18 protein-coding genes are annotated in these 19,997 nt (G+C 73.0%); 4 read left to right on the top strand and 14 right to left on the bottom strand.

Going from position 1 to position 19,997, the window contains the following annotated elements; genetic code table 11:
* Positions 1-14: 14 nt before the first annotated feature.
* From C1I92_RS29380 to C1I92_RS29370, 3 genes are read right to left on the bottom strand one after another with little or no spacing between them, the layout of a single operon-like run.
* Positions 15-1,526, bottom strand: coding sequence for a CYTH and CHAD domain-containing protein (locus tag C1I92_RS29380; protein ID WP_111258190.1), 1,512 nt, complete (start codon positions 1,524-1,526; stop codon positions 15-17).
* Between the two features lie 60 nt (positions 1,527-1,586).
* Entirely contained in the window at positions 1,587-2,099 is a 513-nt protein-coding gene (locus C1I92_RS29375; RefSeq protein WP_111258189.1) for a metallophosphoesterase family protein, read from the bottom strand.
* Positions 2,092-2,817 carry a class I SAM-dependent methyltransferase gene (locus tag C1I92_RS29370; protein ID WP_111258188.1) on the bottom strand — a complete coding sequence of 242 codons (726 nt, stop codon included), beginning with the start codon at positions 2,815-2,817 and terminating at the stop codon, positions 2,092-2,094. Before C1I92_RS29370 ends, C1I92_RS29375 begins: the two co-directional genes overlap by 8 nt.
* Before the next feature lie 206 nt (positions 2,818-3,023).
* On the opposite strand from C1I92_RS29370, the gene C1I92_RS29365 reads away from it, so the two are divergent.
* Together C1I92_RS29365 and C1I92_RS29360 are read left to right on the top strand one after the other, a co-directional pair.
* Complete coding sequence (locus C1I92_RS29365; RefSeq protein WP_111258187.1) at positions 3,024-4,220, top strand: M14 family zinc carboxypeptidase; 1,197 nt, start codon at positions 3,024-3,026, stop codon at positions 4,218-4,220.
* A 10-nt stretch (positions 4,221-4,230) separates the two neighbouring features.
* A complete protein-coding gene (locus C1I92_RS29360; RefSeq protein WP_111258186.1) occupies positions 4,231-5,262 on the top strand; it encodes a M14 family zinc carboxypeptidase in 1,032 nt (343 codons plus the stop codon).
* Between the two features lie 47 nt (positions 5,263-5,309).
* Here C1I92_RS29360 and C1I92_RS29355 read toward each other — a convergent pair whose 3' ends face one another.
* Positions 5,310-6,218 carry an ArsR/SmtB family transcription factor gene (locus C1I92_RS29355; RefSeq protein WP_111258185.1) on the bottom strand — a complete coding sequence of 303 codons (909 nt, stop codon included), beginning with the start codon at positions 6,216-6,218 and terminating at the stop codon, positions 5,310-5,312.
* A 54-nt stretch (positions 6,219-6,272) separates the two neighbouring features.
* Here C1I92_RS29355 and C1I92_RS29350 point away from each other — a divergent pair, with 54 nt between their 5' ends.
* Positions 6,273-7,517: an MFS transporter gene (locus C1I92_RS29350; protein ID WP_111258184.1), complete on the top strand. Its 1,245-nt coding sequence runs from the start codon at positions 6,273-6,275 to the stop codon at positions 7,515-7,517.
* Here the strand turns inward: C1I92_RS29350 and C1I92_RS29345 are convergent.
* Entirely contained in the window at positions 7,466-8,353 is an 888-nt protein-coding gene (locus C1I92_RS29345; RefSeq protein ID WP_111258183.1) for an alpha/beta fold hydrolase, read from the bottom strand. The two genes, C1I92_RS29350 and C1I92_RS29345, sit on opposite strands and share 52 nt — an antisense overlap.
* A gap of 62 nt (positions 8,354-8,415) precedes the next feature.
* Here C1I92_RS29345 and C1I92_RS29340 point away from each other — a divergent pair, with 62 nt between their 5' ends.
* Entirely contained in the window at positions 8,416-9,030 is a 615-nt protein-coding gene (locus tag C1I92_RS29340) for a TetR/AcrR family transcriptional regulator (protein WP_111258182.1), read from the top strand.
* On the opposite strand, the gene C1I92_RS29335 is transcribed toward C1I92_RS29340, so the two are convergent.
* The 9 genes from C1I92_RS29335 to C1I92_RS29295 all read right to left on the bottom strand — a co-directional run bounded on the left by C1I92_RS29335 (position 8,999) and on the right by C1I92_RS29295 (position 19,828).
* Positions 8,999-10,321 (bottom strand): MFS transporter, encoded by a 1,323-nt coding sequence (locus C1I92_RS29335; protein ID WP_111258181.1) that lies wholly within the window; start codon positions 10,319-10,321, stop codon positions 8,999-9,001. The genes C1I92_RS29340 and C1I92_RS29335 overlap by 32 nt on opposite strands.
* 17 nt (positions 10,322-10,338) lie before the next feature.
* Positions 10,339-11,286 carry a glycoside hydrolase family 26 protein gene (locus C1I92_RS29330; RefSeq protein WP_199521710.1) on the bottom strand — a complete coding sequence of 316 codons (948 nt, stop codon included), beginning with the start codon at positions 11,284-11,286 and terminating at the stop codon, positions 10,339-10,341.
* Positions 11,287-11,291: 5 nt separating this feature from the next.
* A complete protein-coding gene (locus C1I92_RS29325) occupies positions 11,292-13,496 on the bottom strand; it encodes a glycosyl hydrolase family 28-related protein (RefSeq protein ID WP_111258179.1) in 2,205 nt (734 codons plus the stop codon).
* Between the two features lie 35 nt (positions 13,497-13,531).
* The gene (locus C1I92_RS29320; protein WP_111258178.1) at positions 13,532-14,347 is read right to left on the bottom strand and encodes a carbohydrate ABC transporter permease; all 816 of its coding nucleotides are present in this window, start codon (positions 14,345-14,347) and stop codon (positions 13,532-13,534) included.
* A 106-nt stretch (positions 14,348-14,453) separates the two neighbouring features.
* Positions 14,454-15,371, bottom strand: a complete 918-nt coding sequence (locus tag C1I92_RS29315) for a carbohydrate ABC transporter permease (RefSeq protein WP_111258177.1) — start codon at positions 15,369-15,371, stop codon at positions 14,454-14,456.
* 7 nt (positions 15,372-15,378) lie between these two features.
* Entirely contained in the window at positions 15,379-16,662 is a 1,284-nt protein-coding gene (locus C1I92_RS29310) for an ABC transporter substrate-binding protein (RefSeq protein WP_111258176.1), read from the bottom strand.
* A 19-nt stretch (positions 16,663-16,681) separates the two neighbouring features.
* A complete protein-coding gene (locus tag C1I92_RS29305) occupies positions 16,682-18,295 on the bottom strand; it encodes an FAD-dependent oxidoreductase (RefSeq protein WP_111258175.1) in 1,614 nt (537 codons plus the stop codon).
* Positions 18,296-18,308: 13 nt separating this feature from the next.
* A complete protein-coding gene (locus C1I92_RS29300) occupies positions 18,309-19,361 on the bottom strand; it encodes a LacI family DNA-binding transcriptional regulator (protein ID WP_111258174.1) in 1,053 nt (350 codons plus the stop codon).
* Between the two features lie 179 nt (positions 19,362-19,540).
* On the bottom strand, positions 19,541-19,828 hold the full coding sequence (locus tag C1I92_RS29295) for a DUF1905 domain-containing protein (protein WP_111258173.1): 288 nt from the start codon (positions 19,826-19,828) through the stop codon (positions 19,541-19,543).
* Between the last annotated feature and the right edge of the window lie 169 nt (positions 19,829-19,997).

Here is a 19,997-nt window from a genome sequence, read left to right as displayed (position 1 = left end):
AGGTGGGGCGGGGCTCAGCGCAGCCAGCGGCGGGCCTTCTTCGCCGTGACGCGGTCCCAGGCCGGGCCGAACCTGCGCTCGGCGTCGGCCGCGCTCGCCTGGTGCCGGTCGTACAGCAGGCCGAAGGTGAAGCCGTTCTCCCTCGACCGAGCGGCCTGCGCGCCGAGCTCGCGCAGCACCGGCCGGATGACCGCGCTGTCCTGGTGCTCGCCGAGGACCGACGCGACCTTCTTGGCCCGTTTGCGCAGCCGGTTCGCCGGTGCGCCGGCCACCGGGCGGGCCAGCTCGGCGGCATAGCGCAGCCGCTTGGCCGCCTTCCGCGCGTCGTGCAGGGCCTCGTCGTGGTGGTCGGCGTCCTCGATCCGGCCGACCCGTCGCTTCGTCGTCCGGTACGCCCGGCGCACGTGTCTCGGCAACTCCTTGCGCGCCGGCCGCGACGCGCGCCCCCTCAGTGGCGGCTCCGTGACCAGCTGGTCCAGCGCGTCGAGCAGCCGCAGGTACCGGTCCGACCGCAGCGTCTCGTCGACCGTCGCGGCCGCCTCGGCCCGCGCCGGGGCGAAGTGCCGGGTGAGCCGGGCCGACACGGGTCCGACGACGAGCTCGGCCGGCAGCTCGTCCACCTGCCGGTTCAGTGTCTCCTCCATGACCTCCAGGTCGCGGGCCGGGCCGAGGCGCTGGCCGAGCCAGCGCAGCTCCGCCCGGACGGGCTCGGTGCGGCGGCGGTCGACCAGCCCCCGGTACACCCGCAGCGTGCTGCGCAGCCGCCGGATCGCGATGCGCAGCTGGTGGACGGAGGCCGGCTGGTCGCGCCGGACCGCGAGGTCCATCGCTGTGAGCCGCGCGACCTGGGCCCGCAGGTAGTCGGCCACCCGGCCGCCGGCGGTGTCGTCCGGTCCGGCGGCGGCGTTCGGCTCGTGCCGGAGCGCGCGGGCCAGCTTGGACGGCGCGGAGCTGCGGCGCAGCCCCTGGCGGCCCAGCTCGGCATCGGCGGAGTCCAGCAGCGCCGCGTCGCCGTCCTCGGTCAGTTCCACCTCGACCTCCCGCCACCGGTGGGTCACCTTGCGGCGCAGGTCCGTGGCCTCGACGCGGTCGTCGGCGAGCTCGGCGAGCGGCATTCCCCGCTCACCGAGCAGCCGCCAGGTGGTCCTGCCGGTGACGAGGTGCGCGACGGGCTCCAGCGGCACGCCGCGAGTATGGCCGACGAGCAGTTCGGCGAACCCGGCCGGCGCAGCGGCCGTGCCACCGCTCGCGTCAGGCGAAGCGTCCAGTGGCAGGTGCAGCTCGGCCCGCCCGTCGGCCTCGGCGTCGGGCACCTTCAGGTGCCAGCCCTCGTCCGCGCCGCCGGCCCGCCGCCGCAGCGTGATGCCGGCCCGGAGCAGCCGCAGGTCCGGCGTGTCGAAGTAGACGGCCTGGAGCTCCACGGCGGTCGGGTCCGCCGCGGCCGCGAAGGTCAGTCGCGAGACAGCGGGCGCCGGCCCGTCCTCGTGGACGTCGTACTTGCGCTCGCGTTCGATGGAAACCGTCATACTGATCGGCTACCCGGTGCGCGGCGGGCAAAACACGGCGGGCGAAACGGGCGCGCCGCGTCAGGGCGTGACGGCGACGATCTCGGCCGACGTCACGCGACCGTCGTTCAAGGTGAGCAGCCCCATCGTGCCGTGCGGCTGCCGGCGCTTGTCCGTCGGCGAGCCGGGGTTGAAGACACGGAAGCCGCCGGACTCCTCGTTCCACGGGATGTGCGAGTGGCCGAACACCACCAGGTCGGTGTCCGGGAACCTGGCCCGCAGCCGCGGTAGCCGCCCGGACGCCGGCCCGCTGTCGTGCAGCATCGCGATCCGCACCCCGGCGACGGTGAGCCGCAGCTCGTCCGCGACGCCCGCGCCCCACGCGGCGACGTCCGCGCCGTCGTTGTTGCCGAGCACGGCGTGCACCGGCGCGAACGCCGTCAGCTCGTCCAGCACCGACGGCACGCAGACGTCGCCCGCGTGCAGGATGAGGTCGGCGCCGTCGAGATGGTCCGCGACCGCCGGCGGGCACGACTTCCAGAACCGCGGCGCATGCGTGTCGGACAGCACGGCGACGCGCGTCACGTCAGCCATCGACGGCCCGGGCCACGGTGATGATCAGGCGGCTGTCAAGGGCGAACGGCCGACGATCCCACCAGCCGTAGCGCTCCTCGACGACGAACCCGGCCGTCGCGAGCAGTGCGTCCAACGTGTCGGCGGCAGTGAACCGGAGGGTTGCGCGGTCGACCCGCAGCGCCGTGCCGTCGCGCGTCCCCGTGGTCTCGGTCAGCGCGACCAGTCCGTCCTCGACCGCCTCGACGTGATGCCAGACGCGCAGCTCACGGCCGGCGTCGTCGACGGTGTCCGTGCCGTTCTCGGGCCGCCACGTCTCCCACTCGCGCGCGCCCGGGTTGCGCGCTTCGAACGCGAACCGGCCGCCGGTCGCCAGCGCTCGGCGGATCGCCGCCAGCGACGCCGTCAGGTCGTCGTCGGAGCGCAGCTCCTGGAACGCGTTGCCGGCCATGACCGCCAGCTCGAACTCGCCCTTCGCGGTGAAGTCGGCGACCCGGCCCTCGACCCACTCCACGTCGTCGCGGCGGCGCGCCCGGTTCAGCGCCGCACGGTCGGGGTCGAGGCCGCACAGCCGCCCGGCGTGCCCCTCGTCGCGGGCGCGGCGCAGCAGCCCGCCCGGCCCGCAGCCGATGTCCAGGACGGAGGCGGCCGCCATCACCCGTTCGAGGTAGAAGTCGTCGCCAGGGCCCCATGGGTTGAGCACCTCGTAGAGCGCCGCCACGTCGTCGTCGGTGTACACCCGGCCAGCCTAGGGTCGTTGACCTGGGCGTCAATCGAATATGCACGCGCCGCGGTGGTGATCGCGGCGCGGCAGCGAGCCCACGGCATGCCGGCGGCCGTTCGCCGTCATGACTCGGTTGGCGCAATTGCCTGATTCTGCCCCGTGCCCTTTTTGTCCGCTGTGGCGATCACGTGGGTGCCATGTCACCGACTACGGGAGTTGCCATGCGCCGACGCACGTTCCTCGCCGGAGTCGCCGGACTGGGGGTGGGCGCCGCGCTGGCGCCCAGCGCCCACGCCGGCCCGCAGTCCAGGCCGAACGGTCCGTGGCTGCAGGAGAACCAGACCGTTCAGAAAGTGGCCCTCACCGCGAACACCGAGCTCGGCCCGAAGCTGGCGTCGATCGCGGCCCGGTCGAAGGGCCGGATGGCCGTGGAGGTCGCGGGTCATTCCGCCACCGGCTGGCCGATCCACCTGGCCCGCTTCGGCGAGCCGCAGGCGGGCAAGCTGCCGGTGCTGATCCAGACCCAGATCCACGGCGGCGAGCCGCTGGGCACCGAGGTGGTCCTGCACCTCATGCAGACGCTCGCCACCAGCTCGCACCCGGCCGTCCAGGACATCCTGGAGCGGCTGACGATCTGGTTCATCCCGCGGCTGAACATGGACGGCGCCGACTTCCGCGACGCCACCGGGTTCCTGGTCCAGCGGCGGCAGAACACCCAGGTCTGGACGCCCCAGGAGTGGGGCCTCGCCGCCGGCACGCCGGCGCCGTGGTACCTGCCGCGGAACCTGCTCCAGCCCGGCCGCGTCTCCGGCTACGACATCAACCGCGACTTCCACCCCGACCTCACGTTCCGCCTGCAGCCCGGCGACGAGGCGCTGCTGCCGGGCGAGTCGGCGCTGCCCGGTTTCTTCGTCACGCCCGAGGCCAGGACGTCGGCGGCGGTGTTCCAGCGGCTGCACCCGGAGATCTTCATCGACCACCACCACCGCGGCAGCAACGTCGAGTCCGAGACGGAGAACCAGCTCACGACGCTGCAGCTGATCGGCCTGGTCACCGAGGGCACGCCTGAGTTCCCGCTCGACCCGGCCGTGCGCGACCTCAGCTTCCGGGTCAACGTGCTGGTCTACGACGCGCTGCGCTCGATCGGACAGTCCCCGTTCGGCGGCATCACCCGCTACCCCGACGTCGAACTGCCGGGCACGGCGCTCGGCTCGTACGCCCTGAACGGCGCCGGGATCATGCTCTACGAGACCCGCTCGGCCGCGCAGAAGTCGATGGGCATGCTGGTCCAGCAGTCGCTGATCGGGATGGGTGTGACGTTGGAGGCGCTCGCCTCCGGCGCGATCGACGCCGTCGACGGCGACCGGTACTGGGACATCCCGCCGGCCGGCCCGTCCATCAGCGACCCGCACCTCTAGAGGAGTCACCATGCGCAGACTGATCACCGGGCTCGTCGGCCTCGGCATGCTCGCCACGGCGCTGACCGGCGCCGCGACGGCGACCGCCGAGCCGCCGCACCTGCCCGGCGGCCCGTGCCTGCAGGAGGACCAGAACGTCAGCCTGTCCAGCGTGGCCGGCTACGACGACGTCGTGCAGGCGCTGGACCGGATCGAGCGGACCAGCAACGGCCTCGTCAGCGTCGACTCCGCCGGCACCTCCGGCGAGGGGCGCGAGCTGTACTACGCCACCGTCGGCGACGGCCCGACGACGTTCTGGCTGCAGGCCCGCATCCACGGCAACGAGCTGCACAGCACCGAGGCCGTCCTGCAGATCCTGGACTACCTGGCCGGCGGCGCGCCGGACGCACGGCTGATCCGCGAGAACCTCACCGTCATCGTGATCCCGATGTACAACCCCGACGGCGCGGAGGCGAACATCCGGCAGAGCACCACGCCGACCCGGATCGACCTCAACCGCGACTGGGAGAACTTCGCCCAGCCCGAGACCGTCGCCTTCTGGAAGCTGTGGCGCGACACCGCGCCGGAGCTGGCGCTGGACCTGCACCACATGGGCCAGGCGCCGGTCGTCGAGGGCACCAACGACCTCAACCAGTTCCAGATCGGCGCCCGTTCGATCGACCCGAGCCGGATGACGGCCGAACAGTGGCTGACGAACCGGCAGATGGCGATGGCCAGTGTCGAGGCGCTGGACCAGTACGGGCTGGCCAACGTCGCGCACTACCCGCTGATCGACATCACCAACGCGGGGCTCAGCCGGATGCTCATGGGCGGCACCGCGCCGGCCGGCGAGCAGCCGGTGCTGCAGAGCCCGACCAAGGGCGCGATCTTCTACGAGGTCCGCTCCGTCGGCCAGAAGAGCAACGGCCAGCTGGAGAACCTGTTCCGCATCCCGACGATGGCGGTGCTGCGGGCCGCGGCCGACGGGTCGCTCGGCACGCAGGACGTGTCCGGCTACCCGGACCTGCCGTTCGCGAGTCAGGAGCAATGCGGCCGGCTCTGACCCACGATCCCGGGGCCGGTCCGTAACGTGCGCGGGCCGGCCCCGGCCTATGTGCTCAGCAGCGCGTCGCCGAGCGCGGTGCGCGCGTACAGCACGACCCGGCCGGCGCGGTGCGACGTCACCAGCCCGGCGGCACGGAGCGCGCCGAGGTGCTGCGAGACGCCGCCGGCGGTGAGCCCGGTGCGGCGGGCCAGCTCGCCGGTCGACGCGGGCGAGTCCAGCTCCGCCAGCAGCAGCGCACGGGACCGGCCGACCACGCCGGCCAGCGCGTCCGGCGCCGCCGGCCGGCCGCGCTCCCACAGCGTCGCGATCCCGCGGGCCGGGTAGCGCAGCACCGGTTGCCAGGGCTCCTCGGTCTTCGACGCGACGTGCGGCCACAGGAACGCCGACGGCACCAGCACCAGGCCGCGGCCGCGCAGCCGCCGGGTCTCACTGAGCGACGCGTGCCGGACGGTGAGCGTGTCGCCGGACCACGCGATCGCCGGATCGAGGTCGGCGAACAGCGCCGGCGCGCCGCCCGCGGCCAGCCGCCGGGCCCGGTACAGCACGTCGCCCTCCAGCAGGTCGCGCAGCCGCCGCCAGGACGGCGCCAGCGCCAGCTCCCAGTACCCCGCGACCGTCGCCACCAGCGCGTCCAGCGCCGCGCGGCCGCCGTCGACCCGCGCCGGATCGGTCGCCCGCAGCAGCTCCAGCTCCTCGGCCAGCTCCGGCGTCGGCGTGACCGGCGTGGGCGCGAGGTAGCCGGGCAGCGTCCGTCCCGCCGGCGGCACCAGCGACGTGAGCGGCCGCAGGTCGAACCCGTCCAGCCGGGACCGGGTCGCCTTCACCCAGGGCAGGTGCAGCGCGTGTGCGCCCGGCTCGCGCAGCACCCGGATGCTCGCGACGACCTCCCACAGCGGCGAGAACGCGAACCGCGTGAGCGAGAGGTCCTGGGCGGTGAAGGTCAGCTCGAGCATTCAGCTCAGGCTAAATCTCTCGGCATCGCGGCCGCCAACCGTGAGGGTGACGCCATGACCGTCACCGCCCCGCCGCGACCGCGGCGCGACCTGCATCTGCTCTACGCCGCCGCGACCGCGAGCAAGCTGGGCATGGCGGCCGGCTCGTTCGCGCTGCCGCTCGTCGCCGTCATCGCGCTGGACGCCTCGCCGGGGGAGGTCGGCCTGCTGGCGACGCTGACGACCGTCGCGTTCCTGCTGATCGGGCTGCCCGCCGGCGTCTGGGTGGACCGGGCGCGTCGCCGCGGCATCATGGTCGCGGCCGACGCCGTCCGCGCGGTCCTCTACGCCTCGATCCCGATCGCCTGGTGGCTCGACCAGCTGACGATGGGCCAGCTCTACGTCGTGGCGCTGCTCGCCGGGTGCGCGACGGTGTTCTTCGACGTCGCCGCGCTGAGCTACCTGCCACACGTCGCCGGGCGGGACCGGCTGATGTCGGCCAACTCGGTGCTCGGCAGCATCGACTCCGTCGTGCACATCGGCGGGCAGAGCGCGGCCGGTCTCCTGGTACAGCTGGCGTCCGCGCCGATCACGATGGTCGCGACGGCGATCGGCTACGTGCTGTCCGGCGGCTTCCTGGCCGGGATCCGGCGCACCGAGCCTGTGGTCACGGCGCCCGGCGGGCCGCGCGAGCCGCTGCTCCGCTCGATCGCGGCGGGCGTCCGGTTCGTGGCCGGGCACCGGATCCTGCGCGCGGTCGCCGTCGCCGGCGCGATGACGAACCTCGGCATGCAGCTGGTGCTGGTCATGCTGCCGGTGCTGGTGGTCCAGCGGCTGGATCTGTCGCCCGGTGTGCTCGGCCTGTTCTTCGCCGCCGGCGGCGTCAGTGGCCTGATCGGCGCGGCGACGGCGACCCGGGTGGCCGGTCGGCTCGGGGCCGGACGAGCGCTGTGGCTGCTCGGCGTGCTGGTCGCGCCGGCCGGGTTGCTGGTGCCGTCGATCGGGCCGGGGCCGTGGCTGTGGGTGGCCGGCCTCGGCTGGGTCGTGCTGGTCTACAAGATCTCCGTCGACAATGTCGTGCTGGTCTCGTTCCGGCAGCAGGTCACGCCGGACCACCTGCTCGGGCGGCAGAACGCGACGATGCGGTTCCTGCTGATCGGGTCGGTGGCGATCGGCGCCGCGCTGTCCGGCCTGATCGGCGCCACGGCCGGTCCGCGGGCCGCGCTGTGGGCCGGCGCGGCGGTGCTGGCCGTTGTGTGGGTGCCGCTCTACCTGTCGCCGCTGCGGCGGCTGCGCTCACTCACCGACGCGGACTCGTGAGCCGCGCCGATCGCGGCGATCTCGTCGGCGAGCTGCTTCGGGGCGTCGAGCGGGACGAAGGTCCGCGACCTCGGCACCGGCACGAAGCGGGCGTCGCGGAAGAACTCCTGCAGCCGCCGGCCCAGTTTCGTCGTGAAGGCGCGGTCGCCGGTGCCCCAGACCAGCGTGACCGGGCCCTGAAAGCGGTGCAGCCTGGAGGCGACGTCGAGCAGCTCCTTCGGGTCGACCGCCCGCAGGAACCGGGTCAGATCGCGGACGACGCCGTCGTCGCGCAGGGCCGGCTCGATCCACGCGCGGGTCAACTCGGCCGGAAGGTCGTGCGCCAGCAAGCCGAACCCTAGCCAGGACTGCCGCAGCGCGCGGACCCGCATCTGCCCGGCCAGGAAGCGGGCCCGGCGCTCGCTGCGGAGCAGCGCGAACAGCGGCTTGAAGACGGCCGGCGGGAAGACGTCGACGCCGTCGCAGTTGGTGAGGACGACGCGGCCGACCCGCCGGGGGTCGGTGTCGATGGCGAACTGGCACAGCGCGCCGCCCGTGTCGTTGCCCACCAGGGTCACCGCGTCCAGGTTCAGAGCGTCGAGGAACTCCAGGACCAGGCGCGCGACGCCGCGGGGCGAGAGGTCGGCGTCGGGCTTCATGGCGACGCGGTGGGCGCCCAGCGGCCAGTCCGGAGCGTACGACCGGATACCGCGTTCCGCGAGATCGTCGGCGACCCGCGACCACAGGGCGCCGTCGGTGAGGAGCGGGCCGACGAAGACGACGGGCGGCGCGGCGGAGGACTCCGGTCCCACGACGCGGTAGTGCACGGTTCCGCTCGGGAGCTCGATGGCGGCCATGAGGAACTCCTAGACTCGACGCACAAACAGACAGACTGCACGCAAGGTAACATACAGACAGTATGAATGTTAAGCGTCGCACTCAAGCAGAACGATCCGCCGCTACGCGCGTCGCGTTGGTCGACGCCGGTCGGCGGCTCTTCGCCGCGCAAGGATTCGCGGGCGTGGGCACCGAGGCGATCGTCCGCGAGGCATCGGTCAGCCGCGGCGCGCTCTATCACCAGTTCGCCGACAAGACCGAGCTGTTCGCCGCGGTGCTGGAGGACGTCGAGGCCGACGTGTCGCGGCACCTCGTCGAGGTGGCCGGCGCCGCGGCGCCGGAGGGCTTCGCGGCCGCGATGCTGAGCGCGGTGGACGCGTGGCTGCAGCTGTGCGAACGGCCGGAGGTGCAGCGCATCGTGCTCGTCGACGGCCCATCGGTGCTGGGCTGGGTCAGGTGGCGCGAGATCTGCCAGCCGCACGTCCTCGGGCTCATCCAGATGGTTCTCGAGCAGGGCATGGCCGCGGGCGAGGTGGAGCGGCAGCCGATCGTCCCGCTGTCGCACGCGCTGATCGCGGTCGCCGACGAGGCGGCGATGTACGTGGCGTCCGCGGCCGATCCCGGTGCGGCTCGGGCCGAGATGGTCGCGGTCGCCGGCGTCTTCGTCAGGGCGCTCGCGACGAGGTCTGCGCCGTAGGCGTAGACGGGGCCGGGCCGCTGCGGGTGGCGGCGAGGGCAGCCGCGGCCAGCAGGGCGGCGAAGGCGACGTAGGCGGCGGTGACGCTGCTGCTGGCCAGCGCCCCTCCGCCGGCCCGGCCGAGCAGCCCGCCGACGGTCTCGGCGGTGATGACGGCGGTGGCCAGTTGGGCCGCTGTCGCGTCGGTCCCGGTCGTGGAGCGGAGGTAGAGGCCGGGGTATGCCAGCCCGACCCCGGCGCCGCCGGCGGCCCACGCGACCAGGGCGACGGCGAACTCGCGCGGTCCGGCGGCGAGGACGGCCGCCGCTGCCGCCGTCACCGCCAGCCCGGCCGCCGGCAGCTGCCGCCCGGTCGCGACGCGGGCGACGACGAGGCTGGTGAGGCCCCAGGCCAGCGGCGCGGCGCCGAGCACGACTGCCGCGCGGGCGAGGCTCACGCCGTACCCGTCGGTGAGCAGGACGGTGATCAGGCTGTCGGCGCCGACGTACCCGGCGCCGAACAGCGCCATCGCGGCCAGCGCCGCCGGAGCGCCGCGCCGCAGCCGGGCCGTCCCGCGTGGCAGCAGCGCCACCGTCCCGGCGCCGGCGGCCAGCGCGCCCGCCGCGGCGGCGAGCCAGGCGCCGTCCGCCAGCACGACGGCGGCGGCACCGGCCGGGACCAGCAGCCCGGCCGGCCGCAACCGGTCCCCGCCCGCCGGCCCGCCCGCCACCCGGTCGCCGCGGACCGCACGGACCACCAGCACCCGCCCGGCCAGCACGACCGGGACCGGCGCCAGCAGCGTCCACCGCCAGCCGGCAGCGTGCTCCAGCGCGAGCGTCGCGGCCGGGCCGACCATCGCGGGCAGGATCCACATCGCCGACGACGCCGCGATCACCTTCAGCCGAAGCGCGTCGTCCAGTCGCCGGATCGCCGCACTGATGCCGAAGACGGCGAGCAGCCCGCTCGCCGTCCCGGCGGTGAACTGGCCGGCCGCGAAGACCCACGCCGTCCGCGCCGTCGCCGCGGCCACCAGCCCGCCGACGTAGAGCGCCGTCCCCAGGGCCAGCGTCCGCCCGGCGCCCAGACGGCCCAGCGCCGTCCCGGCCAGCGGCATCGCGACGAACAGGCCGAGCGTGCCGCCGGCGATCAGCAGCCCGAGCCGGTCCCGGGCGCCGAGGTCGGCGGCGACGATCGGGAGCAGCGTCGACGCGACGAACGTGCTGACGGCGGCGGCGAACTCGAGCGCGACGATGCCCACGGCGAGCCAGCGGTCACCGGCTCGCCGCGGGTCGTCCACGCGCCGCATGCTCATGCGAGCATGCTAGCAACCTAGCTCGGGTTGAAGTAGGGGTCGTGCGCGTAGGCGGCGAACGCCTGCTGGGCCGGGCCGCCGTCGGGCACCGTGACCCGCCAGTCGTCGCCGTCCGGGGCGTCGCCGTCGCGGTGGAAGTAGACGAACGCCTTGAGCAGCGGGTACGAGCTCTTCACCACCGACCGCGTCGTGGTCAGCCACTCGGCCTGCACGGGATCGACCGCGGCCCGGTGCACGCCGGTCTCGCCCACCATGAACGGCTTGCCGTGATCGGCGGCGAAGGCGTGTGCGGTGTCCATCATGAGGTCGAACGCGCGGTAGTGGTAGGCGGGGTCGGTGTGTGGACGGGCGTAGGCGTCGGCGGCGATCCAGTCGACGAACGCGTCGCCCGGGTAGAACGCGTCGGCCTTGAACGTCTCGCGGTAGGCGCGCCAGGTGGGACACCACACGAACGCCACGTTCGGCGCGCCCGCGAACCTGGCGTGGACGTGCTCCCAGGCGGCGCGGAACAGCGCCGTGTTCGTGTACCGCAGGTCGAACTCCCAGGTGAACCGCAGGAACAGTGGCGCGCCGAGCGAGGCGAGCAGCGTCGCCTGGTCGTCGATCTCCTTGTTGTGGACGCCGTCCACGATCTGCTGCAGCCGTGCCTCCGGGCCGGCGCTCCACGAGATCATCGGGATCCGGCCGGCCGCGATGTCGTTCTGCCAGCGGGTCGTGTGCGGCGCCGTGCCGTAGTGGTGGAAGCAGTGGTTGATGCCCAGCCGGTGACCGATCTTCGTCTCCAGTGCCTCCGGCTGCGAGACGCCGGCGTCGTTGCCCGCGTACACGTAGGCCCCGAAGTGAGCGCCGGCCGACGGGACCAGCTCGCTCTTGTCGCGCGGGACGGCCGCCCGGGCCACGCCGGCGCCGAGCCCGGTCGCGACGGCGGCGCCGGCGGCCAGCTTCAGGAAGTCGCGCCGTTCCATCGCCGTCACCCCGCGATCTCGACGTAGGCGAACTCGATCTCCGGCACGATCCGCCCGGTGTCGTGGTCGATCGCGCCGGCGCCCCACTGGGTGAACTCGGGCGTCTTGTCGCGGTAGCCGCGGTTGCCGCGCAGCCAGATCCGCTCGGAGTCCTGGACGCTGACGGCGTACGGGTACGGCCCGAGCACGGTCGCGACCCGGAAGAACACCGAGTTGGCGAACAGGAGGTCCGAGCTGGACACGATCTCGACCGCCTGCGACCGCCAGCCGTAGATGTGGTCCTCGGTCTGCAGGCCCAGGAACTGCCAGCCCGAGACGCCGCGCAGCACGACCTCGCGCGTCTCGTGGTGCTCGACGGAGACCTCGTAGACCCGCGCCGGCTCGTCGGTGTGCTCGACGAACAGGCCGTTGTCCGACCAGCCGGCCGCCGCCCACACGTTGGCGATCGTCCCGCCACCGCCGCGCACCCAGACGTTGTACTTGTGCCGGCCGCGGTAGGTGTAGCCCGGGTCGCCCGACGACACGTCCTCGGGATGCCACTTGATGAACTGCGTCGTGATGTCGGCCAGGTACGACCCGTCGGCGGACTGCCACAGCACGTTCGCCGAGCCCGGCGTCTGCTCGGCGGTGTCCAGGCCGAGACCGATCACGATGTTCCGCCCGCCGCGCGGGGTCTCGACCAGCGCCCGCGGCGCGTCCGGGTCGGAGAAGTTCGGGTGCCCGTCGACGGCGCGCAGCCAGGTCTGCCGGGGGTGCAGGCCGATGAGGTTCGACGTCCGCCGCAGCCGCAGCGTGTCGCTGAGCAGGTACAACCCGATCGGCACGTACACCGTGTCGTAGCGGTCGACGGCGGCCTGGAACACCTCGCGGTCGTCCGCGCCGGCGCCGATGGTGCGGCCCATCGACGCTGCGACGTCGGCCACGCTCGTCCACGACGAGACCGGCGGCAGCGAGGGCACGTCGGTGCGCAGGATCCGCTGCGTCCACGCCGTGCCGGCCGTCCCGACGACGTCGGCGTGGACGCCGTCGCGGCGGGTCTCCTGGCCGGTCAGCGCCCGCTCCACCCGCAGCCCGTAGGTCAGCTCCTTGATCCGGCTGGGCGTGGTGCGGGTCCGGGTCCGCGCGCCGGTCTGCGCGAGCAGGAGCAGGTCGCGGGTCCCGGCGGCCGTGCAGTTCAGGACCGTCAGCTGGTTGCTGCCGCGGATCAGCTCGTTCTCCGCGCCCGGGATGGACGAGCTCTCGTTGAGCACGACGGCGGCGTCGCCGATGTCCTGGAAGTGCGAGTCCTGGAGGTAGAGGTGCTGCCACTGGTCGACGGCGGACTCGATCGCCCGCGGCGCGCCGGCGAACACCGTCCGGACGACCACCAGCTTGGCGTCGTTGAACAGCCGCACGTTCATCCGCCGCTGGCCCTCGAACCGGCAGTCCAGCACCGTGGTCTGCCAGCCGGCCGACGCGGCGTAGGCGTGGAAGCCGATCTCGCCGCCGAACACCCGGACCCGCTGGATCAGGTTGGCGTTGTGGTCGATGCCGGTGTGGCCCTCGCCCACGTGGATGTCGAGGTCCTGCAGGATGCACAGCTGGGCGCCGGCGAACCGGACGGCGAACGTGTCGGGGTTGCCGGGCTCGACGCGGATGTCGAAGTTGACCAGGCCGGAGCCGAACGTGTCGTTGTTGGCGTACGTCACGGGCCCGCCGAACGGGCGGCGGCGGAACGAGAACAGGTCCCGCGGCGTGCCGGTCGCGTAGCCGGGCGTCGACGCGCCGAGCACGAACACCGGCCGGCGTGCGCCGTAACCGACGATGCGCACCGAGTCCCACACGTTGACCGGCGCGGACAGCCGGTACGTCCCCTCGGGCACCAGGACGACGCCGCCGCCGTCGCCGTGCGGGAAGTCGCGGGCGCCGCCGAGGATGTCGCCGAGCTTGTTGGCGATGCCCCGGCGCGACGCCTCGTCGACGGCGGCCTGCAGGGCGGCGGTGTCGTCGCCGACACCGTCGGCGTGCGTGGTGAAGCCCGGTGAGCCGAGCACGACGGCCGTCGGGTCGGCCGGCAGCCCGGTGAGGGTGGAGCCGAACACCGTCGGGTCCACCCCGGACCAGTCGACGGCGCGGGCGGCGGAGACGGGCAGGAGCGGTGCGGCCGCCAGGCCGGCGCCGATGGCCAGCAGCGAGCGGCGGGAGAGCCATGGTGCGTGGTTCGGCGACATCGACGAACTCCTTCTCGCGGGGAGTGTGTGCGGGGTCAGCCCTTCAGGCCGGTGTTGGCGAGGCCCTCGACGAACTGCCGCTGGGCCAGCAGGAACACCGCGAGCACCGGCAGCACCGTGAGCGTGGTGGCGGCCAGCTGGACGTTCCACATGGGCCCGCCGTAGGCGTCGACGTACTGCGTCAGCGCCAGCGGCAGGGTGAAGCTCTCGCGGCTGGACAGGAAGACCAGGGGCTCGAGGAACAGGTTCCACGAGTGCAGGAACGTGAAGATCGCGACCGCCGCGATGGCCGGCCGGGCCAGCGGGAACGCGATGCGGCGGAAGATGCCGGCCCGGCTGAGGCCGTCCATGCGGGCGGCCTCCTCCAGCTCGCCGGGCAGCGTCAGGAAGAACTGCCGCATGATGAACGTGGCCAGCACGCTCGGCGCGCCCACGATCGGGATGACGATCAGCGGCCAGTGCGTGTCGATCAGCCCGGCCCAGTTGACCAGCCGGAACAGCGGCACGATGGTGACCTCGGCCGGCACCAGCAGCCCGATCAGCACGACGCCGAACAGCAGGTTCGCCCCGGGGAAGCGGATCCGGGCGAACGCGTACCCGGCCATCGACGACACCGCGATCGTGCCCACGGTGACCAGCGCCGCGATGTACATGCTGTTCCAGTACTGCTGCGCGAACGGCTGCAGATCGAACACCTGGCCGTACGCCTCGGCGGTCGGCGACGACGGCCACAGCGTCGGCGGGATCCGCAGGATCTCGCTCATCGGCTTGAAGCTCGCCGTCACCATCCACCAGGTCGGGAAGACGAACGGCACCGCCAGCACGCACAGCAGCACGAAGACCGCGACCATCGCCGGACGGATCCGGCGGCGGCGCCGCGACGGCGACCGCTCCGGTGCCGCGGACCCCGGCGCCCGCGGCCCTCCAGACGATGCTGCTGCCGGGGCCTCGACGACGTCAGACCTCATGGAACACCCACCGCCTCCGCGTCTGCCACTGGACGAACGTCAGGATCGCGACGATCACGAACAGCACCACCGACACGGCGCTGGCGTAGCCGAACTCCTGGAACTGGAAGGCCTGCTGGTAGAGGTAGTAGACGATCACCGTCGTCGACGTGCCCGGCCCGCCCTGCGTCAGGACCGCGATCTGCGCGAACACCTGCAGCGAGCCGACCACCGTCAGGATCGACACCAGCAGGATGGTCCCGCTGATCAGCGGCACGGTCACCGACCAGAACGAGCGCCAGGCCGACGCGCCGTCCATGGTGGCCGCCTCCCGCACCTCTTTCGGCACGCCCTGGAGCGCGGCCAGGAAGAGCACCATGTTGAGGCCGACGTTCTTGAACACCTGCACGACGATCACCGAGAGCATCGCCGTCGGCCCCTCGCGCAGCCAGTTGGGACCGTCGATCCCCAGCTGCGAGAGGAACCCGTTGATGCCGCCGTCGGCCTGCAGCAGGAAGCCCCACACGATGGTCCACGCGACCAGCGACACCACGACCGGGGAGAAGAAGAACGCCCGGAACGTCGCCGTACCCGGCAGCCGCTGGTTGAGCATGACGGCGAGCCCGAGAGCCAGGCCGACGTTGAGCAGCACCAGCCCGGCGGAGAAGATCCCGCTGGCCCGCATCGCGTCGTGGAAGCCCGGGTCCGTCGCCAGCCGCTCGTAGTTGTCCGTGCCGGAGTAGGTGAAGCTGTTCGCCAGCACGTTCCAGTCGTGCAGGCTGTACCAGACGACGGCGACCAGCGGCCCGATCACGAACAGCAGGCTGCCGACGAGCTGGGGCAGGACGAACGCGTAGCCGGTGAGGACGTCCTCACGCCGGCTCAGCCGCCGTCTGGCCCGGGGCGGGCCGAGGGTCGCCGTCGCCATGACGGCCTCAGCCGGCCAGCAGCGGCTCGGCGGCCGCGCAGACCGACTCGGCGACGGCGGTCACGTCGGCGTCCGCGGTCCACAGGGCGTCGAGCTCGGCCCGGATCGCCGCCTGCAGCTGCGCGAAGTTCGCGTGCGCCGGCTTGGTCACCGCGCCCGGGATGCCGTCGATCACCACGGCCTGCAGCTGCTCCGCGGTCAGCTTGGCGTTGGCGCCCTGCAGCGTCTCGGCGTTGAGCAGCGACGTGCGCGGCGGCGGGAAGTACGCGGCCAGCCGCTCGGCGTTCTCGGGGTTGGTGAAGTACGCCAGGAAGTCCGCGGCGACGTCGGCGTTCGGGCCGTCGGCGAACACACCGATGCCGGCCTGCCCGATGACGTTGATGTGGCCCTCCGGCCCGTCCGGCAGCGGCACCAGGTCCCAGCCGAAGCTGCCGTCCAGCGCCGACGCCCGGCTGATCTGCGTCACCGTCATGGCGGCGTCGCCGGCGAAGAAGTCCGCCGTCGTGCCGGGGCCGGGCAGCGCGCCGGTGGTGAAGATCTGGTCGTGGATCCAGGTCAGCGCGTCGATCATCTCCGGCGAGGTGAACTCGCAGCTGGAGCCGTCCTCCGACCACGGCCGGGCGCCGAAGCTGGACCAGATGGTGCCGAGGTTCTCCCAGAGCGCGAAGTCGAAGTCGCGGACCACGAGGCCGGCCTTGCCGCTGGTCTGTGCGGTCGCCGCCGCGATCTCAGCCGCCCGGTCCCAGGTCCAGTCGCCGGCCGCGATCAGGTCCGCGGGCAGCGGCTGGCCGGCCGCCGTCAGCTGGTCGGTGTTGACGAACACGCCGAACGGGCTGTTCGAGAACGGGTAGGCGTACAGGCCGCCGTCGCTCTCCCAGAGCCGCAGCGCGTCCGGCTCCAGGTCGCCGGCGTCGTAGCCGTCGGTCTCCTCGAGCACCGGGCGCAGGTCGAGCAGCGCGCCGCTGGCGACGAACTCCGGCGCCGACGACTCGAAGATCCAGGCGAGGTCGGGCGGGTTGCCGCCGGCGATCTGCGTGGTGATGCCGGTGGTGTAGTCCTCGAACGGCAGCGTCTCGAAGCTGATCCCGGAGACGGTGTCGGAGTGCTCGGCGACGTAGGCGTCGGCGATCTCCTGGAACAGCGCAAGCTGTGCCTCGTCGGAGGTCCAGACGGTCATGCGCAGGTCGGCGGGGCCGTCGGACGTCGAGTCCTCGCCGTCGCCGCCTCCGCAGGCGGTCAGGGTCAGGGCGACGGCCGTGAGGCCGGCGGCGAGCAGGGTGCGGTGCTTCATCGTCCCTCCTTGGACGTGGTCAGTAGCCGGACACGCCGTCCCGCCAGCGCAGTTCCACGCCGTCACGGGTCAGCAGAGTCTGGAAGTCCTCGAGCAGCGGCTGTTTGGCCTGGATCTCATGCGGCTGCCGGTCGTCGTCGAGACAGCTCGCGGCCAGATGGCCCGCGGCCTCGCCGATGTTCCACTCGACCGGGTGCAGCCGGTAGCAGCCGTTGGTGATGTGGGTGGTGCCGATGTTCTTCGCCGCCGGGAGCAGGTTGCGCATCCGCTGCGGCAGCAGGGCGCCGAGCGGGATCTCGAACGGCTCGGCGCCGACGTCCAGGTAGTTGTCGCCACCCGTGGACGGGTGCAGGTCGATCCGGTACATGCCGACGCCCACGGTGTCGGGGTAGTGACGGGCGCCGCTCGCGCCGCGGACGGCCTGCGAGAGGTCGTGCTCGACGACGGTGGTGACGGCCCGGATGCGCCGGCCCTCGCGAACGTATGGCGCCTGGGCCAGCCCGTCTGCGCTGCCGACCACGTCGGGGCGCAGCCGCAGCCCCGGCCAGCCGGTGCCGCCGTCGGGCCGCGGCGCCTCGGTCTGCATCCAGTACAACATCGAGAGGCTGAGCTGCTTGGCGTCGTCGAGCCGGGCCCGCAGCGTCGCGTCGTCGACGTCGACGACCGGCGCCTCGAAGTAGTCGATGTTCGGCCAGTTCACCAGCGTGATGTCGCTGGCGTAGTGGCCAGGGGCGAACAGGTCGCGGGCGGCGATGCGGCGGAACGTCCACAGGTTGCCGTCGCCCTGCTCGCGGCTCTGGTCTGCGTCGACGGCGAGCGCGTCGTCGCCGGGGTTCGGGTCGAAGACGCGCGGCTTGTGCCGCAGCGTGCGCGGGTCGGGCGCGCCGAAGCTGAGCAGCGGCGAGCCCCAGAAGTCCGGCTCGACCGAGCGCCAGTGGTCGTAGCGCGCCGGCCGGTCGATGGTGTGGTCGCCGTCGACGTGGTCGATCGCGAAGCAGTAGCTGATCGCCTGCTGGTTCTGCGGCTGCGCGTGCTCCGGGGCGCTGGGCTCGCCGGTCTCGGCCCGCGACTCGAAGCCGGTGACGTACTCGGCGCCGGTGAGCGGGAGCAGGTCGCCGGTCTCGGTGGCGTCGAGGACGTAGTCGGCGCTGATCGTCGTGGTCGCCTGCGTGTCGAGGCGCCGGACCGTCACGGCGCGGACGATGTCGCCGTCGACGTCGGCGCCGACCGGCCGCGCGGGCTGCAGGATCGTCAGCCGGCCGGCCGAGCGCCACGGCGCGAGCAGCTCGTCGATGACCGCGACTGCGACCCGCGGCTCGTGGCAGAGCTTGCTGACCCAGCCGGCCCCCGGGTTCAGGGCCGGATGCTGTCGCGCGGCGTCGGTCAGCGGGTAGTTGCGGCGGTAGTGGTCGCGGATGCCGTCGCGCAGCCGGCGGTAGGATCGGGTGGCGCCGAACTCCTCGATCCACGGGTGCTCGTCCGGCGGGACGGCCTGCGACGTGAGCTGGCCACCGAGCCAGGGGTACTCCTCGGTCAGCACCACCCGGCGGCCGCGGCGCAGCGCCGCCAGGGCGGCCGCGACGCCGCCGAGGCCGCCGCCGACCACCAGGATCTCGGTCCGTAGCTCGTTCACTCGTCTCCTTCGTTCAGCGCTGCCGGGGCGCGGACACCGTCGCGCCCGGCTCGATGACGCACGGCAGCAGGCGGTGCCGGTCGGTGGTGCCGGACGGGTCCTCGATCAACTCGATGAGCAGCGACAACGCCTGCTCGCCCATCTCCTCGCGCGGGAGCCGGAAGCCGGTCCACGCGGTGCCGGCGCCGGCGTCGTCGGCGCCGGGCGCGACGGGGACGTCGGGCTGGCCGAGGACGGCGATCGAGAGGTCGGCCGGCACGTCCAGCCCGCGCTCCGCGGCCGCCGCGCGGATGCTCCCGGCGCGGTACGCCTCGGCCAGCACCAGCCCGGTCAGGTGGTTCTCGACGACGACGTCGACGATCTCGGCCGGGGTCAGCTCGGCCGGGTCGAACGATGTCGGCCGCAGCCCGGCCGCGCGCATCGCCGTCCGGTAGCCCGTCAGCCGGTCGATGATCGACTCGCGCTCGCTCAGCTCGCCGACGAACCCGATGCGCTCGTGGCCCTGCTCGACGAAGAGCCCGACGACGTCGTTCGTTGCCTGGACGTAGTCAGCGCCGACGTAGGGCAGGTCGGCGGCGCCGGGCAGCTCGCGCCGTCCGACGAAGACGAACGGGAACCCGTCGTCGATGAGGTGCACGAGTTCCTGCTTGTCCTCGGTGCGGCCCAGCAGGACGCAGCCGTCGGTGACGCCGAGGTGAGCGCGGGCCTTTCCGGACAGCCGGCGCCGTCCGTTCTCGACCGGCGCGCTGGTGAACAGCAGCAGGTCGCTGCCCCAGCGCTCGGCCTCGCGCTCGATGCCGATCAGGAACGGGTGGTAGAAGTCGCCGTTGCCCTGCGGGAACACCGGCTCGTAGGTGAAGACGCCGATGATCTGGTTGCGGCCGCGGGCCAGCCGTTGCGCCAGCGGGTTGGCCGAGTAGCCGGTCTTGCTGATCGCGTCGAGCACGCGCTGCCGGGTGTCCGTGCCGACGCGGTCCGGCTCGCCGTTGAGCACCAGCGACACGGTGGCCTGACTGACGCCGGCCATCCGGGCGACGTCGGCCTGGGTCGCTCGCTTGGCCGCCATGGCGCTCCTTCCGGTGATCGTTATGCGCATAACTTCGTGCTCTCGATCCGCCGGCTCTCAGTCGGGGATTGGGTGCGATCCTGGCCCGTGGCGGTCAGGGTGTCAAGAGTGTGACGAGCAGGTTTCCGGCGGAAGGCGACGGTCGCGCTGGTCACGCCGCGAATCCGTTATGCGAATTACTAGCGTGGGCTCCGTGAGCCGGCGGCGGGAGCGATGTCGAGACGGACCTCGTCACCGACCGAGGCGCCGGCGTCCGTCAGCGCCGCCTTGCTGACGCCGACGCAGAACCCACCGCCGGCGACGAGCATCGTGCTGCCGGTGAACGGAGCGCCCGCGATGGTGCCGGTGACGCGGTACTGACGGCGTCCGCCCAGCTCCGCGACGAGCTCCGCCGGGACGTCGACGACCGCCATGCCGCCGGGCTTGTCCTCGCGCCAGCGGCGCACCCGTCCGGTGAACGCCACCATGGGGTGCAGTGTCCCAGCTTTCCCATGATCATCAACCTTTTGAGTCGTCAGGGGCAGACTCAATCGGTGGTTGCAACGCCGCAGGATGTGGGGTGGAGGTGGCGTGGTGGCGGCGAGGTTGTCGTTGGTGGAGCGGGAAGAGATTGCGGTGGGTCGGGCGCGGGAGGAG

It is taken from the genome of Jiangella anatolica (assembly GCF_003236295.1).
In the GTDB taxonomy this organism is placed as follows: Bacteria; Actinomycetota; Actinomycetes; order Jiangellales; family Jiangellaceae; genus Jiangella; species Jiangella anatolica.
This window is presented reverse-complemented; position numbering and strand designations above follow the sequence as displayed.